Origin of the sequence: Microcoleus sp. N9_A2 (assembly GCF_036701775.1) — a bacterium.
Taxonomy (GTDB): Bacteria; Cyanobacteriota; Cyanobacteriia; order Cyanobacteriales; family Microcoleaceae; genus Microcoleus.
Map to the genome: position 1 here is coordinate 93774 of NZ_JAUBRH010000006.1, position 18676 is coordinate 112449.

The 18676-nt window shown below is 43.0% G+C and carries 6 protein-coding genes and 1 pseudogene; 6 read left to right on the top strand and 1 reads right to left on the bottom strand.

What is annotated here, in order from left to right; translation table 11 throughout:
- Positions 1 to 74: 74 nt before the first annotated feature.
- From QUA44_RS05435 to QUA44_RS05445, 3 genes are all read left to right on the top strand, one after another.
- The gene (locus QUA44_RS05435; protein ID WP_333251846.1) at positions 75 to 5936 is read left to right on the top strand and encodes an AAA family ATPase; all 5862 of its coding nucleotides are present in this window, start codon (positions 75 to 77) and stop codon (positions 5934 to 5936) included.
- 80 nt (positions 5937 to 6016) lie between these two features.
- On the top strand, positions 6017 to 11872 hold the full coding sequence (locus tag QUA44_RS05440; protein ID WP_333251845.1) for an AAA family ATPase: 5856 nt from the start codon (positions 6017 to 6019) through the stop codon (positions 11870 to 11872).
- A gap of 95 nt (positions 11873 to 11967) precedes the next feature.
- Positions 11968 to 12519 carry an extracellular solute-binding protein gene (locus QUA44_RS05445; protein ID WP_333251844.1) on the top strand — a complete coding sequence of 184 codons (552 nt, stop codon included), beginning with the start codon at positions 11968 to 11970 and terminating at the stop codon, positions 12517 to 12519.
- Here the strand turns inward: QUA44_RS05445 and QUA44_RS05450 are convergent.
- Positions 12516 to 13586 (bottom strand): annotated as a pseudogene (locus QUA44_RS05450) (IS630 family transposase). The gene QUA44_RS05445 and the pseudogene QUA44_RS05450 sit on opposite strands and share 4 nt — an antisense overlap.
- A gap of 190 nt (positions 13587 to 13776) precedes the next feature.
- Between QUA44_RS05450 and QUA44_RS05455 the strand changes: the two are divergent.
- From QUA44_RS05455 to QUA44_RS05465, 3 genes are all read left to right on the top strand, one after another.
- Positions 13777 to 14631, top strand: a complete 855-nt coding sequence (locus QUA44_RS05455) for an extracellular solute-binding protein (RefSeq protein ID WP_333251978.1) — start codon at positions 13777 to 13779, stop codon at positions 14629 to 14631.
- 118 nt (positions 14632 to 14749) lie between these two features.
- Complete coding sequence (locus QUA44_RS05460) at positions 14750 to 16270, top strand: extracellular solute-binding protein (RefSeq protein ID WP_333251979.1); 1521 nt, start codon at positions 14750 to 14752, stop codon at positions 16268 to 16270.
- 11 nt (positions 16271 to 16281) lie between these two features.
- Positions 16282 to 18564 (top strand): ATP-binding protein, encoded by a 2283-nt coding sequence (locus tag QUA44_RS05465; protein WP_333251980.1) that lies wholly within the window; start codon positions 16282 to 16284, stop codon positions 18562 to 18564.
- Positions 18565 to 18676 lie beyond the last annotated feature (112 nt).

Sequence of the window (18676 nt, forward strand, 5' to 3'; positions counted from 1 at the left end):
AGAGCCAAAGAGTTATTTTTTTCCTGAGCTTCAGATTCATTTAACCATTCACTAACTTTACGTCAAAAATAGCCATGAATAACTCTCCCCAAAACCACAATCTAAACACAATCGCTCAAATTATCAACTATCAAATTATCCAAACAATTTATGACGGAAATCGCACCTTAGTTTATCAAGCCATCCGTACCAATGACCAACAACCTGTAGTTATCAAACTTCTGAAAAATGAGTATCCCACGTTCAGCGAACTCGTACAATTTCGCAATCAGTACACCATTGCCAAAAACCTTAACTCACCCCTAATTATCCAAACCTACAGTCTAGAACCCTATCACAATGGCTATGCCTTGGTGATGGAAGACTTTGGGGGAATTTCCCTGAAAGAATGGGCCCTGAAAGAGGGAAATAGACTCTCATTGGGGGAATTTTTAGAAGTGGCGATCGCACTCTGCAACACCTTAGATATACTTTATCGAGAGCGGATTATCCATAAAGACATCAAACCCAGCAATATCCTAATTAATCCCGAAACAAAACAAGTTAAATTAATTGACTTTAGCATTGCTTCCTTGTTACCGCGAGAAACGCAAACATTAATCAATCCTAATGTTTTAGAAGGTACACTCGCTTATATATCTCCCGAACAAACCGGGAGAATGAACCGGGGAATTGATTATCGGACAGACTTTTATTCCCTTGGTGTAACTTTTTACGAATTGCTGACTGGAGTTTTACCTTTTCAATCAAATGATGCGATGGAGTTGGTACATTCTCACATTGCCCAAGCACCAAGATTAATACATGAAATTAATCCGCAAATTCCCTCTGTCCTCTCAGAAATCGTCAGCAAGTTAATGGCGAAAAATGCTGAGGATAGATATCAAAGTGCATTGGGATTAAAATTTGATTTAGAAAAATGTTTACAGCAGCTAAGAGAAACTGGTGAAATTCAGAATTTTGAAATTGCAACAAGGGATGTGTGCGATCGCTTCCTCATCCCTGATAAATTATATGGACGAGAAACCGAAGTTTCAACCCTACTGCAAGCATTTGAACGAGTTAGCCAAGGGGCAACAGAAATGATGTTGGTAGCTGGTTTTTCGGGGATTGGGAAAACTGCGGTTGTCAACGAAGTTCATAAACCGATCGTTAGGCAACGCGGCTATTTTATCAAAGGAAAATTTGACCAATTCAATCGCAATATTCCCTTCTCTGCAGTTGTGCAAGCCTTCCGCGATTTGATGGGGCAGTTGCTTAGTGAAAGCGATGGCGAATTACACATCTGGAAAACTCAGATTCTTCAGGCTTTAGGGGACAATGGGCAGGTAATTATTGAAGTCATTCCCGAATTAGAACGCATCATTGGTAAGCAAGCACCTGCAACAGAATTATCAGGAACAGCGGCACAAAATAGATTTAATTTACTATTTCAGAAGTTCATTCAAGTCTTCACAACTAAAGAACATCCCTTAGTGATATTTTTGGATGATTTACAGTGGGCTGATTCTGCCTCACTCAATTTGATGCAACTTTTAATGAATGAGTTGGAAAGCCACTATTTATTGATGATCGGGGCTTACCGAGATAATGAAGTTTCACCAGTGCATCCCTTAATGTTGACATTGGATACAATCGCTAAAGCCAACGCCACCATCAATACGATTACCTTAGATCCCCTCAGTCAGGGTAGCTTAAACCAGCTAGTCGCTGACACCCTCAACTGCCATATCTTGAGCGCACAAGCCTTAGCAGAACTGATTGCCCTCAAAACAAAAGGTAATCCCTTTTTTGCTACCCAGTTTCTCAAAGCATTGTATGAAGATGGATTGATTCAGTTCGATCGCAACCTAGGAAATTGGCAGTGTGATCTGGCAGAGATTCGCTCTGTTGCCATGTCAGATGATGTTGTGGAATTTATGGCATTACAGTTACAAAAGCTGCCCTCTGATACGCAAGATATTCTGAAATTAGCCGCTTGTATTGGCGCACAGTTTGATTTGAATACGCTGGCGATCGTCTCCCAACAATCGGAATCTGATACCGCCGTTGCCCTCTGGAAAGCCTTGCAGGAAGGACTAATTATCCCTCAAAGTGAAATTTATAAGTTCTATGTGGGCGAACTGGATACAACCCAAAACACACAAACTGAAACGCTCAATTATAAGTTCCTCCACGATCGCGTCCAGCAAGCTGCTTATTCCCTGATTCCCGATGACCAAAAACAAATTACTCATCTGCAAATCGGGCAACTTTTGCTGCAAGATGCGTCACCGAGTACAAAGGAAGAGAAACTGTTTGATATTGTCAATCATCTTAATATTGGCAGATATCTGATGATTCAACCGTCGGAACGGACAGAATTAGCACAGATGAATTTGAACGCTGGAGGTAAGGCGAAAAATTCCACAGCCTACGCCGCCGCAAGGAGTTATTTCAAAACAGGGATTGAGCTATTACAACTAGACTGCTGGAAAACAGAGTACGAATTAGCCTTGAACCTCCATGTGGCAGCAACGGAAGCCAGCTATTTGAATGGTGACTTTGAGGATATGGAACAGCTAGCAGGGTTGGTATTGCAGGAAGCACTGACAATTTTCGACAAGGTTAAAATCTACGAAATTCAAATCGCGGCACAAACGGCTAGAAGCCAAATTTTAGTGTCGATCGCAATGGGCAGAGAGGTTCTAGCACAGTTGGGGGTAGAACTGCCGACGGAAGTAGAATCAGCCAAGATTGATAAAGCCTTACAAGACCTAAATCAGCAACAAAGCGGCAGAGAGATTGCTGGACTGATTGACTTGCCGATGATGAGCGATCGCACTGCGATCGCCGCGATGCAAATGTTAGTAATCCTCTTGGGACCAGTGTTCCAGGGAATGCCAGGTTTACTACCCTTCATGAGCGCGACGATGGTGAGGTTGTCACTCCAGTTTGGCAATACTCCCACCTCAGCGGTTGGCTATTGCACTCATGGTTTGGTGCTTTGTGCCTTTTGGGGTGAAGTCGAAACAGGCTACGAGTTTGGTAGATTAGCGCTCTCGTTACTAGAGAGGTTGAATGCTCAGGCCATGAAGTCATCCACTCTCAACGTGTTTGGGTCTTTCATTCAACATCATCGGCAAGCACTCTTGGCAACATTACCGACGTTTAAAGATGGCTACACAACTGGCATAGAAACAGGCGATTTTCTCTCCGGGGGCTACAACATAACAACTTACGCCTGGGATGCGCTGTTGGCAGGCGTAGAGGTGGACGCATTGTCATCCGAATTGGCTGCTTACAATGTTGTCCTGGCTCAGATGAAACAAGATTCGGCGTGTATTAATTTGGACATAGCGCGGCAGACGGTGCAGCATTTGAGAGAAACGGTGAGCCAACCCGATTGCTTAATTGGCACTATTTACGATGAAACAGTGATGCTGCCTAAGCACCGACAGGACAAAGCTCTCACCTCGCTCGCCGTTGCCTACATCTATAAACTGCTGCTTGCCTACTACTTTGGCAATTACCAGGCTGCCTTCGACTACATCGCTCAAAGCAAGTCCTACTTGATGGCAGTATCGGGATTAGTTTTTATTCCCATTTTTCATTTTTATGCTGCACTAACTCATCTGGCACTATTCCCCACACAACCGGAACTAGAACAAGCCGAAATGCTTGCTGTTGCCACAACCCATCAAACTGTTCTGCATCAGTGGGCGCAAAATGCCCCGATGAATCATCAGCATAAATGGTATTTAGTTGAGGCAGAAAAGCATCGGGTTTTAGGCAATAAAGCCGAAGCAATTGAACATTACGATCGTGCCATATCTGGAGCCAAAGCCAACGAATATATTAACGAAGAAGCTTTAGCAAACGAACTAGCTGCTAAATTCTACCTCAACTGGGGCAAAGAACGGATTGCTCAAGACTATATGACCCAAGCCTATTATTGTTATGCCCGTTGGGGAGCTAAAGCCAAAGTCGCCGACTTAGAAAAACATTATCCCCAATTACTCGCCCCTATCCTCCAACAAACCCGTTCTTCTCTCTCAACTCAGGAAACTATCTTTACTTTAGGGACTGTTACCTATACTAGTTCTGCCAGTTCCAGTAGTAATAGTGCCTCCATTGCTTTAGACTTAGCGACGATTCTCAAAGCATCTCAAAGTATTTCTAGTGAGATTGAACTGGAAAAACTGCTTTCAACTCTGCTTTTGATCGTCATTGAAAATGCGGGGGCTGATAAATGTGTGTTAATGCTCGTGCAAGATGATCGCTTACTCATTAAAGGATCAATGACCCTAGGCTCAGAGCCATTGGTGTTGCAACGCTTACCCGTTGAGGAGAGTCAAGAGATTCCCCTAAAGTTGATCAACAAAGTCAAGAATAATAGGCAGACTGTGGTGTTAATCAATGCCAGTATTGATCCGACCTTAGCTAATGATCCCTATGTTGTGAGCCAGCAACCCAAGAGTATTTTATGTAGCCCGATTTTGCATCAAGGTAAATTGCTGGGGATTTTATATCTGGAAAACAGTTTAGTAACGGGGGCATTCACGAGCGATCGCGTGGAACTGCTTAACTTGCTGTGCGCTCAAGCGGCTATTTCCCTACAAAATGCCCAACTTTATGAGCGATCGCAGCAATATGCTCAACAACTACAGGAATCACTGAACTCGTTGAGTGCGAGTAACACTCGCTTCCATAACTTGGTAAACAATGTGCCTGGGGTAGTTTTTCAATATCCCATGAGTGCCGATGGGATTATATCGTTGAGCTACATCAGTGCTGACTGTTACAGCTTGCTGGAAATTACCCCAGAGCAAGCTATGTCCAATTGGCAGTTTTTCCAAAATATGGTGCATCCAGATGACATCGCAAGTTTTCTACAGTCCCAAACTCACACCATTCAAAGCGAATCTTCCTGGCAGTGGTCAGGGCGAATCATCACGCCATCAGGAATTATCAAGTGGATTCATGGGGAATCTCAAATCCAAAGATTTGCCGATGGGTCTATGGTTTGGGATGGATTATATTTAGATATTACCGATCGCAAACAAGCAGAAATTGCCCTACAGCAGAAATCCCTTGCCTTAGAAAAGGCCTTAAACTCGTTACAACAAGCCCAACTCCAAATTGTCCAAAGTGAAAAAATGTCGGCGCTAGGTAACTTAGTCGCCGGAGTTGCCCACGAAATCAACAATCCCGTCGGCTGCATTATTGGCAACGTTGGTGCTGTCCAAGATTCCATCAATGATCTATTTGGGCTGATTGACCTCTACAACGATAAATTCCCCCAACCTGGGACGGAAATTGAAGAGGAATTAGAGACAATTGACCTGGAATATTTACGCTCTGATTTACCCAAGTTAATTAGAGCCATGAAAGATGGGGGCGATCGCATCACCAGCATCAGCAAGAGTCTCCGCACTTTCTCCCGTGCCGATAGCGACCAAAAACAAAAGTTCAACCTGCACGAAGGGATTGATAGCACCATCTTGATTTTACGCCATCGCCTCAAGGCTTCGGATACTCGTCCCGCGATTGAAGTTGTCACTAACTACGGGAAAATTCCGGCGATTAATTGCTTTCCAGGTCAATTAAATCAGGTGTTTATGAATATTCTTGCCAATGCTATCGATGCGTTGGATGAATCAAATATAGGTCGAATTTTTGCCGAGATTCAGGCAAATTATAACTGCATTGCCATTACAACCTCCGTCGAAAATAATCTCGTTAAAATTACCATTACTGATAATGGAAAGGGGATGAATGAAGAAGTTCAAGCTAAGATATTTGAGCATTTATTTACCACTAAAGCAGTAGGTAAAGGCACAGGATTGGGACTGGCGATCGCCCGTCAAATCGTCGTCGAAAAACATGGCGGTTCCCTGAACGTTCAGTCTATACTGGGAAGGGGAACAGAATTTATCATCAGCTTACCAACTTAAGTAGAACGAAACAGTTAATTTTTTTCCTGACATTCAGACTCATTAACAAACCACTCACTAATTTTACGTCAACAATAGCCATGAACAACTCCCACCCAAACCACAACAAAAACACAAAATCTCAACTTTTTAACTGTCAAATTATCAAAACAATTGATGAAGGAACTCGCACCTTGGTTTATCAAGCCATCCGTACCGATGACCAACTACCTGTTGTTATTAAACTACTGAAAAATGAGTATCCCACCTTTAGCGAACTGGTGCAGTTTCGCAATCAATACACTATTGCTAAAAACCTTAACTCACCCCTAATTATCCAAACCTACAGTCTAGAACCCTATCGAAATGGCTATGCCTTGGTGATGGAAGATTTTGGGGGGATTTCCCTTCAGGAATGGGCACTTAAAGAGAAAAATGCACTATCTTTGAGGGAGTTTTTAGTTCTAGCGATCGCTCTGTGCGATGCCTTAGATGTATTATATCGCGAGCGCATCATTCACAAAGACATCAAACCCAGTAATATTCTCATTAATCCCGAAACCAAACAAGTTAAATTAATTGACTTTAGTATCGCTTCTCTACTGCCACGAGAAACCCAAGCTTTGCTCAATCCCAATGTGTTAGAAGGAACGCTGGCTTACATTTCCCCAGAACAAACAGGCAGAATGAATCGGGGGATTGATTATCGGACTGATTTTTATTCTTTAGGGGTGACTTTCTACGAATTGCTGGCAGGAAAATTGCCATTTCAATCAAATGATCCAATGGAGTTAGTGCATTGCCATATCGCCAAAGCAGTACCATTAGTACATGAAATCAAGCCACAAATTCCATTTGTACTTTCAGAGATTGTCAGCAAATTGATGGCGAAAAATGTGGAAGAGCGCTATCAGAGTGCGTTAGGACTGAAATCCGATCTAGAAAAATGTTTACGTCAACTCCAAGAATCTGGGAACATTGAAAGCTTTAAAATAGCTCAAAAGGATCTGTGCGATCGCTTCATCATCCCCGACAAACTTTATGGACGAGAAACTGAAATAGAAACCCTACTCCAAGCTTTTGAAAGAGTCAGTTTAGGGAAAACAGAAATGATGCTAGTCGCTGGATTTTCCGGCATTGGAAAAACAGCCGTTGTCAACGAAGTTCACAAACCCATTGTACGACAACGGGGTTATTTCATCAAAGGAAAATTTGACCAATTTCAACGGAATATTCCCTTAAGTGCTTTCGTCCAAGCATTTCGAGATTTAATGGGGCAATTGCTCGCCGAAAGTGATTCTCAAATCCAGCAATGGAAAAATAAGATTTTAGAAGCTGTGGGAGAAAACGGACAAGTAATTATCGAAGTTATACCCGAACTAGAAATAATTATCGGACAACAACCACCCGCAGTCGAATTATCGGGAACAGCAGCCCAAAATCGATTTAATTTATTATTTCAGAAATTTACCCAAGTCTTTACCAGCCCAGAACACCCCTTGGTGATGTTTTTAGATGACTTGCAATGGGCAGATTCGGCATCGCTGAAGTTAATGCAGCTATTAATGTCTGATAGCAGTCATCTTTTATTAATTGGTGCATATCGTGATAACGAAGTCAATCCAGCACATCCATTGATGTTGACTTTGAGTGAGATTCAAAAAAACCAAGCAACGATTAATACAATTACTTTAGCACCCCTGAATCAAATAACGGTAAATCAGTTAGTTGCTGAGACGCTAAAATGTTCGTTAAGTTTGGCATCCCCTCTATCTAAATTGGTAGCTCAGAGAACTCAAGGAAATCCGTTTTTTGCCACCCAATTTCTCAAAGCATTACATCAAGAAAAACTGATTCAATTTGATGTGAAATTAGGCTGTTGGCATTGTGACCTTGCAGAAGTGACAATTCAATCGGTTACAGATGATGTTGTGGCTTTTATGAGTTTGCAACTACGAAAACTCCCGCCATCAACTCAAGAATTATTGCAGTTAGCTGCTTGTATTGGCAACTCTTTTGATTTAAATACTTTGGCAATTGTTTCGGAACAATCGGAGGTAGAGACGGCGGCTGCATTGTGGAAAGCCTTGCAAGAAGGATTGATTTTACCGATCGGCGATGTTTATAAGTTTTATGTTGGGGAAGAAAATCTAGCAGTTACTCAAGAAAATCAACAGACTGTTAACTACAAATTTTTACACGATCGCGTCCAACAAGCCGCTTATTCTTTGATTCCCGATGACCAAAAACAAGCAACTCATCTCAAAATCGGACAACTACTGCTGCAACAGATTTCCGCACAAGCAAGAGAAGACCGGATTTTTGAAATCGTCAATCAATTAAATCACGGAACTTCTTTAATTACCAAACAAACAGAACGAGAAGAATTAGCAAAACTCAATCTGATTGCCTGTCGCAAAGCAAAAAGTGCCACCGCCTATCAAGCGGCGAGTGAATATGCCACAGTGGGATTATCCCTGTTAGTAGAAAATACTTGGCAACAGCAGTATGAAATGAGTCTCGCCTTCTATGAATTAGCGGCGGAAGTGGCAATGCTAAATGGTGAATTTGAGGCGATGGAAAAGTTCATTGATATTGTGATTCAACAGGCACGCTCCTTACCGGAAAAGGTCAATGTTTACTGTATTAGAATTCAATTTCATATTTCCCAAAGTAAATTAACCTCAGCGATCGCGATTGGCCAACAAGTCTTACAACAGCTTGGCGTTACCTTTCCTGAAACACCCGCACCATCAGATCTTCAACAGGAAATCCAAGAGATTGAGGAACTCATTGGAGATAGGGAAATTGCCGATTTGGTTAACTTGCCTGAGATGAGGGATGCAGAAAAACTCGCTACTCTTAAGATTGTCAATATCATAATCCCAGCAGCTTACCTCTCTGGCTCTGCGCTGTACCAATTGCTGAATAGTTTGTCCGTTAAACTCTCAATTCAGTACGGTAACACATCCACTTCTGCTTTAGGCTATGCGACCTATGGCAGTATTCTCTGCAATTTCTTACAAGCCGTAGATACAGGATCGCAATTTGGTTCCCTGGGACTCCAGATCATTTCAAAACTCGATGCCAAAGCAAGTAAAACAGATGTTTTGATGATCTTGGGGATATTTGTTGTACACCGCAAATCTCACATTAAAGAAACACTACCCCTGTTGCAAGAAGGTTACACCGCTGCCCTAGAATTTGGAAACCTGGTAATGGCTGGATATAATGGGCACACTTTTTGTCTCAATTCTTTTTGGTGTAATCAATCCCTGGCTACCTTAGAGCAGGATATTAGCGCCTACTGCCATAGTTTGATGCAATTAAATCAATTGACAACCGCAAATTATAGCCGGATCTATTGGCAACCAGTTTTAAATCTGCTAGGTTTTGCAGAACATCCCACTTTTTTATCTGGAAAAGCCCTTGAAGAAACAGAATTTCTCCAGCAGCTACAGTCGGCAAATGATGGATATGGATTGTATATTTTCCATTTGTATAAACTGCTGCTTTGTTTCTTATTTGGAGAAATTGAGCCAGCGAAAAATCATGCTGTTGAAGTCAGGCGCTATTTTATGGCTGGTGCGGGATTAGTCACCGAACCAGTATTTTATCTTTATGATTCTCTGCTGACTTTGGCACAATTGAATCCACAATTAGATGAAACATCAGCAGAATTGCAGAGTGTAATAGAAAACCAAACTCAGTTGCAACACTGGGCGCACCATGCCCCGATGAATTATCAGCATAAATTTGATTTGGTAGAAGCCGAAAAATGTCGAGTGTTAGGGCGAAAAGCCGAAGCCATTGAGTTCTATGATCGAGCGATCGCAACAGCCAAAACCAACAAATACATCCAAGAAGAAGCACTTGCTAACGAACTCGCCGCTAGATTCTACCTTGAATGGAGCAAAGCAAAAGTAGCAGCCGGATATATGCAGGACGCCTACTATTGCTACGCTCGTTGGGGTGCAATAGCCAAAGCCGCCGACCTGGAAAAACGCTATCCCCAATTACTTGCCCCCATATTAAAACAAACCCGTTCTCCCCTGTCAACTGACGCAACCATCTTCGCATTAGCAACTGTCACATCCACGAGTTCGGCTACTTCTAGCAGCAGTGTCTCAGATACCCTAGATTTAAAAGCGATTCTTAAAGCTTCCCAAACTATTTCCAGTGAAATCGAACTCGAAAAACTACTTTCATCGTTGCTTTCCATTGTCATTGAAAATGCGGGGGCTGACAAATGCGTGTTAATGCTGTTGCGAGACGATCGCCTGCTCATTAAAGGCTCAATAAGCGTGGGGACGGAGCCAGTTGTGTTTCAGCGCCTTCCCATTGAAGAGAGTCAAGATATTCCCTTAAAGCTGATTTACAAAGTTAATCACAACCAGCAGACTGCCGTAATAGTTGATGCGAGTGCCGATCTGACTTTAGCCAATGACCATTATATCATGCGCCAGCAGCCGAAGAGTATTTTGTGCAGCCCGATTTTGCATCAAGGCAAGTTGATGGGCATTTTATATCTAGAAAATAATTTAGCAAAGGGTGCTTTCACGCGCGATCGCGTCGAACTGCTAAATTTACTTTGCGCTCAAGCTGCTATTTCCCTAGAAAATGCGCGACTCTATGAAAATTCTCAAAAATATGCACAACAGTTAACACAATCTCTAACAAAATTGCAGGCTAGTGAAATCCGTTTCCAAAATTTAGCAAATAATATTCCTGGTACGGTGTACCAATTACGTCTGGGGGCTGACGGTTCAATTTCAACACCTTATGTCAGCTCTGGCTGTTTCGACTTATATGAGTTAGCACCAGAGTTAGTGATGGCAGGTGTACATAGCCTTAACGCTATGCATCATCCTGATGATGACCTAACTATTACACAAGCAATGATCTACTCTGCCCAAAATCTAACACCATTTGAGCAACAATGGCGTATTATTGTGCCTTCAGGAATCGTAAAATGGGTTTTCTCTGCTGCTAGGCCAGCGCGCCAAGCAGATGGTGCAATCTTATGGGATGGAGTGGTAATTGATATTAGCGATCGCAAGCGAGCAGAACTTGCTGTGCAGCAAAAGACGCAAGATTTAGCACAAGCATTAACCGAGTTACAAAACGCTCAATTACAAATAGTCCAAAGTGAAAAAATGTCGGCACTGGGTAATCTTGTGGCTGGGGTAGCTCACGAAATGAATAATCCTTTGGGTTTTATTTCTGCTAGTCTCCACCAAGCCAAACCAACCTTTAATGACATTGTTGAACACTTAGAACTATATCAAAAAACGCTAACAGAGCCAACTGAGAAAATTATCGCTCATGCCGAAGAAATTGACTTGAATTATAGCTTGGAAGACTTACCAAAAGTCATTGATGCCATGTCTATCGCGTGCGACAGGTTAAGTAAGATCAGCACTTCACTCCGAACATTTTCCCGTGCAGATCGCGATCATAAAGTTCTTTTCAACATTCACGAAGGCATTGATAGCACGATTTTGATTCTCAAACATCGTCTGAAAGCCAATGATCAACGTCCCGCTATTGAAGTGATTACCCACTATGGCAATTTACCTCAAATCGAGTGTTTCCCCGGACAACTAAATCAGGTGTTTATGAATATTTTGGCTAATGCCATTGACGCATTGGATGAGTCGAATGTTGGACGAAACTTTCAGTCAATTAAAGCCAATCTCAACCGAATTACTGTTACCACTTCAACGGCAGATAATCTAGTAAAAATTACCATTTCTGATAATGGTAAGGGAATGAATGAAGAGCTTAAACAAAAAATATTTGACCATTTATTTACTACAAAAGCTGTGGGTAAGGGTACAGGGTTGGGGTTGGCGATCGCCCGCCAGATTGTCGAAGAAACCCACGGCGGTAAGTTGAGTTGCTACTCTGCGGTTGGTGAGGGGACAGAATTTGCGATCGAAATGTCCATCAAATAGTCTTTATTATCACCTGTACTGGATCTGTATCAAACCATGAATTTTCTATAAACCAACGCTTATGCGCTTGCATCAAACCACTCAAGTATCTTGCCATGTTGCTAACAGCCTTATGGCTCAGCATCGCAGTTCCAGGCTGTAGCTTCTTTCAATCCCATTCCCCAACGGTTTCATCGCCAGGGCCAACACCAACAACTTCTATCGCTACAACCTCCCCCGCTCAACGCTTCGATGGTGTAACGATTAATGTCATCACCCATGATGGAGCGCAAAAAACAGCGACTATGCGACACATTGCTGGGTTTGAAGCATTGACTGGAGCGAAAGTTAAGCTGACGGGTGTTCCGTTTAAAGATTTATACAACATATTGCAACAGAACTGGTCTGGTACTGCTTCAAAATACGATATGGCAGTTGTTTTGCCTCAGTGGCAAATCGACTTTGCTGATGCTGGCTATTTGGAAGATTTAACGGAACGAAGGAAGTCTGACGCTGCTTTACAGTGGGACGATATTGCTCCCCTATTTCGGAATTTCAGCGCAAATTATAAGGGACGCACCTACACGATTCCGTTGGATGGTGACTTTCATATGGTTTATTACCGCACGGATTTAGTGAAGCAAGCGGGGTTAATACCATTTTTTTAAAGATGTGCTAGAGATAAAGAATGTAAAATCCAAGACCATCCTGTGAGAAAACCAATGACATGATTCGTTAAAGATGCTAAGATTTCCTGAACTTTTACGCGGAGTTCGTCAAGATTACTAAAAACTAACCAAGCTAAAAATTCTTTGATGTATTCCCACACTCTTTCTGTTGGATTTACTTCAGGGCAGTGAGGAGGCTGAAATAGTAAAATAATATTGTCTGGCAATTCAGATATGCTTAAAAGATGACCGGGAGCATTATCGACTTGAATGATATGCAATTCATCGGGATATTGAAGCGATAATTGTTGCAAATATGCTTGAAAACAAACTTTATCTAAATGGGAAAACTCCCAAAAAAAACTTCTGCCAGTAGATGGGGATACGGCTCCGTAAAGCCAGAAACATTTAAATTTCCATTGATGTTTTCCCAGGGGTTTTACACCCCGTAGTGTTAGCCTTCGTCTCTGAATTGTATGTAGTCCTAATCGAGTTTCATCACTACATCAAAATAGAAATCTTTTGTATTTGTTGACTTGATCAGGAGCTTTTTCCAGTAAGGTTTTGACTTGATGAGACAGACTATTTTTGAATTCATTAATTGCCGTTGGCTTTTGTTCAACACTTCGAGGTCTTGGGATTTTTAATTTACTTTTTAACTCCCCTTTTACCAAGGAGTATACAGCTTGATAACTACTAGGTATCTCTTTGATTAGCCAGAGCCAGAGATGAACTTCTTTATAACTGGAAAATCCTTCGGAGTCTCTCAATTCTTGTTGTACTGAAGCCGCTACTTCAACTGAAAACTTCTTGGGTCTGCCAAAAATCTGCCGATTTTTTAACAAGTTTTCCAGACCACCCTCTTTATATTGAAAGAGCCAGCGATGAATTGTGGTTTCACTTTTACCCAAAACTGACGATACTTCTCGGACTGTTTCTACTTGTTTTGACTGAAATAAATAAAGCATTTGAACTTTATTATATGCTAAAATTCTTTTTTGTTTTTTCCGAATCTCTAGCAATACTTCTATAGATTCGGTAATCGTTATATGAGGACGCCCAGACATTTTAATGTTCTCCTTTACTTTTCATGTAACTCTAGCATAACTTTAGAAAAATGGTATAACGCCTCCAGCAACGTGGGATGACTATCTAGCAGTAGCCAAACGGTTTCACGGCAAAGACCTGAATGGCGATGGCGAACTAGACTAGGGCTCTTGTATTGAAAAGGTTCCCAAGGAATATAGTGCATCGATATTGGGTTCATTTGTCACTCCCTTTTTACAATCTCAGGGAACGGCACAAGGGGTATTTTTTGACCCAGATACGATGAAACCCTTAGTCAACAATCCCGGATTTGCTAGAGCACTAGAAATCTATAAACAAACAATGAACTATGGAGTTCCCCAGGATCAAAATCTGAGTCAAGCCAAAGCAAGAGCATTATTTCTGGGTGGGAGGTGTGCGATGACTCTTGACTGGGGAGATGTTGGTACGCTGGCGATCGATCCTGCCAAGTCTAAAGTGATTAATAAAATAGGAGCCTTTATCACTCCGGGTACGACTCAAATTCTCGATCGCAAAACTAACAAACTCGTCGCCTGCAATAAGTTTATCTGTCCTTACGCCATTGATGGAGTCAATCACGCGCCCTATGCAGCCTATGGGGAATGGGTTGGTGTCGTGGCGTCAAAAGCAGCGCCAAAGGTGAAGGATGTCGCCTATGCGTTTCTCTCCTATATGAGTCAACCCGCTCAATCGAATGTAGATGTGACGATCGGCGAAACCGGCTTCAACCCCTACCGGGTTTCGCAATTTAAAAACGTAGACCCCTGGATTAAATCAGGGATGTCAACCGATGCTGCCAACAACTATTTAGGTGCGATCGGCGTGAGTTTGAGCAATCCAAACATGGTATTGGATTTGACAATTCCTCACAATCAGGAATATCTGGAAGTCCTCGATACTGTGCGATCGGATTTCTTAGCAGACAAAATTACAAAAGAGCAAGCCATGCAGCAGATCGAACAAAGATGGCAGCAGATTACCAACAAAGTAGGCCGCGACTCTCAACGGGCAGCCTATCGTTCTAGTTTAGGTCTGCAATCTTGAGAATAAGTGCTGCTTTGCAAAACGTAAACCTCACATTGACACACTCTTACTACCCATGATTTTTTCTTGGCAGCAACGCTTACACTCTTGGAGGAAACCATTCCAGTATCTGGCTGTAATGTTAACAGCCTTATGGCTCAGCATCGCAGTGCCCGGATGTAGCTTCTTTCAATCCAATCCCCCAACGCTTTCATCCCCAGGGCTAACCCCAACTACTTCTATCGCTACCACCTTGCCCCCTCAGCGATTTGATGGAGTGACAATTAATGTTGTTACCAATCCTGGAGGACTTAATCTAGCGGATGGGAGAAATATTGCTGGGTTTGAGGCATTGACTGGAGCTAAGATCGATCTAAAGGAGGTTCCTTTTATAAATTATCGCAACTTGTTACAGAAGAACTGGTCTGGCAATGCTTCAGAGTACGATCTAGCTATTATTTTGCCTCAGTGGCAAATCGATTTTGCTGATGCTGGCTATATAGAAGATTTAACCGATCGCCGAAAATCCGATCCTGCTTTAGAGTGGGATGATATTGCACCCCTATTCCGAGATTTCAGCGCCAACTACAAGGGACGCACCTACACAATTCCCTTAGATGGTGATTTTCATATGGTTTATTACCGCACGGATTTGTTGAAGCAAGCAGGGTTAAAGCCTCCCGAAACTTGGGATGACTATCTAGCAGTAGCTAAACAGTTTCATGGCAAAGACCTTAATGGCGATGGGGAACCAGACTACGGCTCTTGTATCCCCAAGGTTGCCAACGAAATCAGTACAACATTCTTGGGTTCATTTTTTGCTCCCTTTCTACAATCTCAGGGAACAGCCCAAGGAATATTTTTTGATCCAGAGACAATGAAACCTCTAGTAAATAATCCAGGATTTGCTAAGGCGCTAGAGATATATAAACAAACCATGAAATATGGAGTTCCCGATGATCAAAATCTGAATCTAGCTACAGCGAGAAAAATATTTCTGAGTGGGCGGTGTGCCATGACCCTTGATTGGGGTGATATTGGCCCCTTCGCTATTGATAAGGCGGTGTCTAAGGTGACAGATAAAGTGGGGGCTTCAATTACACCGGGGACGACTCAAGTGCTCGATCGCAAAACTAACAAACTGGTCGCCTGCGATAAGTTTACCTGTCCTTACGCCATTGGCGGAGTTAATCACGCACCCTACGCTGCCAACGGGGGCTGGGTGGGTGTAGTGGCGGCAAAATCACCACCAAAAGTAAAGGATGCTGCCTACGCATTTCTCTCTTACATGAGTCAGCCTGCCCAGGCTAATATTAACGTTACTCATGGTAACACGGGCTTAAATCCCTATCGGATCTCCCAATTTAAAAATTCCGATCCCTGGATTAAATCAGGGATGTCCTTTACTGCTGCCAATAACTACTTAGGGGCGATCGGTGTGAGTTTGAGTAGTCCCAACATGGTTTTGGATCTCAAAATTCCTAAAACTCAGGAATATATAAATTTCCTTGATACTGTGCGAGCGGATTTCTTAGCAGACAAAATTACAAAACAGGAAGCAATGCAGCGAATTGAACAGGGATGGGAGGAGATTACCAACGCAGTCGGGCGAGACTCCCAAAAAACAGTTTATCGGTCTAGCCTGGGTCTACAATCTTGAGGATAAAAAGTATGCGTCAACAGAGTCTTAGCCGAAAAATTGTTTTAGCGTATTCGCTCCTCATCACATTGGCCGCTGGATTGCTGACATCGGGATTGTACTGGCAGTTACGCACAGTTCAGCGTCAGGAGATGCGCGATCGTTTGTTGGAATTACTGCGCTTGGCAACCCCACAAATTGACAGTGACTATCTTGCCCTCACTGTCACCGCAGACAACATGAAAGAGCCTTTCTACAAAATCAACCAGGAACGGCTGCAAAATATTCAAACTGCCAGTCCATCCATTCAGCACATTTACACCCTGCGGCAACAATCCAACGGTCAAGTTGTTTTTGTCTTGGATTTACCTCAAAAAAATCGTCCTCTTGCAGTAGTTGGGGAGCCTTTAGAGAACTCTACGTCTGTGCTGCAAGCTGGCATTGCTAATCTGCAACAGCCAACTGTCGAGCGGGATATTCAGAAAAACTCTGAGGGGCTGCCGGTTTTATATGGATATTCACCCATTAAAAATCAGTTTGGGCGAACCAATGGCCTGTTAGTGATTGAGCTCAATGCCAGTGCGATTATTCAAAGTGAGCTGCAAGTGGGAGCGATCGCCATCACGATTTTTGGTGTTGTCCTGTTGCTGACATTGATTGCGATCAGGCGGTTAGCTCAATCGTTAGTAGTCCGCCCAATCCTACAGTTAAATCAGGCATCTAAACAACTTGCTAACGGAGAGTGGAGTCAGACATTACCTACCGATCGCAGCGATGAACTGGGCGAGTTGGCAACATCATTCAACCACATGGCAGGACAACTCAAAGAATCCTTTGAAACCCTGGAACAACGAGTTCAAGAACGCACGACTGAACTCGAAGCAGCTATGCAACTCGCTGATAGCGCCAACCAAGCCAAAAGCGACTTTCTAGCAAGTATGAGCCACGAACTGAGAACCCCGCTCAATGGCATCCTGGGCTATGCTCAAATTCTTCAGGGGAACGAACCGCTGACGGAACGGGGCAAGAAAGGCGTAGATGTCATCTACCAGTGTGGCAATCATTTACTTAACCTGATCAACGATATTCTTGACCTGGCAAAAATCGAAGCCCGTAAATTGGAATTAAGCTCTAGCGAGGTACATTTGCCAGCCTTTCTCGAAGGCATTGCGGAGATTGTGCGTGTCCGCGCTAACCAAAAAGGAATTCCTTTTACCTATGAGCCTGATGCTGATTTACCTACTGGGGTGACAATCGATGAAAAACGCCTCAGACAGGTGTTGATTAATTTGTTGGGCAATGCCATTAAGTTTACTGACAAAGGCGGGGTGACGTTTCGCACGAAAAGTCACAAAATCGAACGTGCAACCTATCAAATTCGCTTTGAGATCGAAGATACAGGGGTGGGAATATCGCCAGATGGACTCACAAAAATTTTCCAACCTTTTGAACAAGTAGGTGAGGTCAAAAAACAAGCAGAAGGTACTGGTTTGGGACTCGCAATCAGTCAGCAAATTGTTACTCTGATGGGTAGTACGCTCAATGTGAAAAGCCAGTTGGGACAGGGTAGCACTTTTTGGTTTGAGGTGGAACTCCCCGAAGCTAAGGATTGGGCAACAACTTTGCGAACAACCCACGAAGGTAAGATTGTGGGATTTGGGGGCGGCAAGCGCTTGGTGCTGGTGGTGGACGATCGCTGGGAGAATCGATCAGTTGTAGTCAGTTTACTGGAACCGTTGGGATTTGAGATGATGGAAGCCAGTAATGGTCGAGAAGGGTTAGAGAAGGCAAAGGAGCATCATCCTGACCTGATTATTACCGATCTGATGATGCCAGAGATGGATGGCTATCAGATGCTGCGGCAGATTCGCTCCTGTTCCCAACTGCAAGATGTTGCGGCGATCGCCTCGTCTGCTAGTGTGTTTGAGAGCAATCAGAACGAGAGCATTCAGGCTGGTGCAAATGTCTTTTTGCCAAAACCGATTGAAGCGTTAAAGTTGCTAGAGCTAGTACAGAAGTATCTTAACCTAGAATGGCTCTACGACAATGAGTCGATCGCCAGCGAGGACGCAACAGCCGACTCCTTAGAACCATCTTCATCAACCCCAGAGATCGTGCCACCAACCAATGAGGTGTTGTCTCAGTTGCACAAATTAGCCTTGCAGGGACGCTTAATGGCGATCGAACAACAGCTTAAAATATTAGAGGTCGATCGACAGTACAAACCGTTTGTACAGGAAGTTCGTTACTATGCAGAAAATTTCCAAATTGAAAAGATTCCACCTTTTCTCGAACGCTATCTGCCAGCAGAATAATTCCGTAATTCTATTATAGCGGCTCTCACCCTCCATCAGATACGCCCCACTTTTTGAATGTCAAGCTTTTATTTAAAGCTTTCGTATCTACCTCCAGAAACCTGAGATTCGG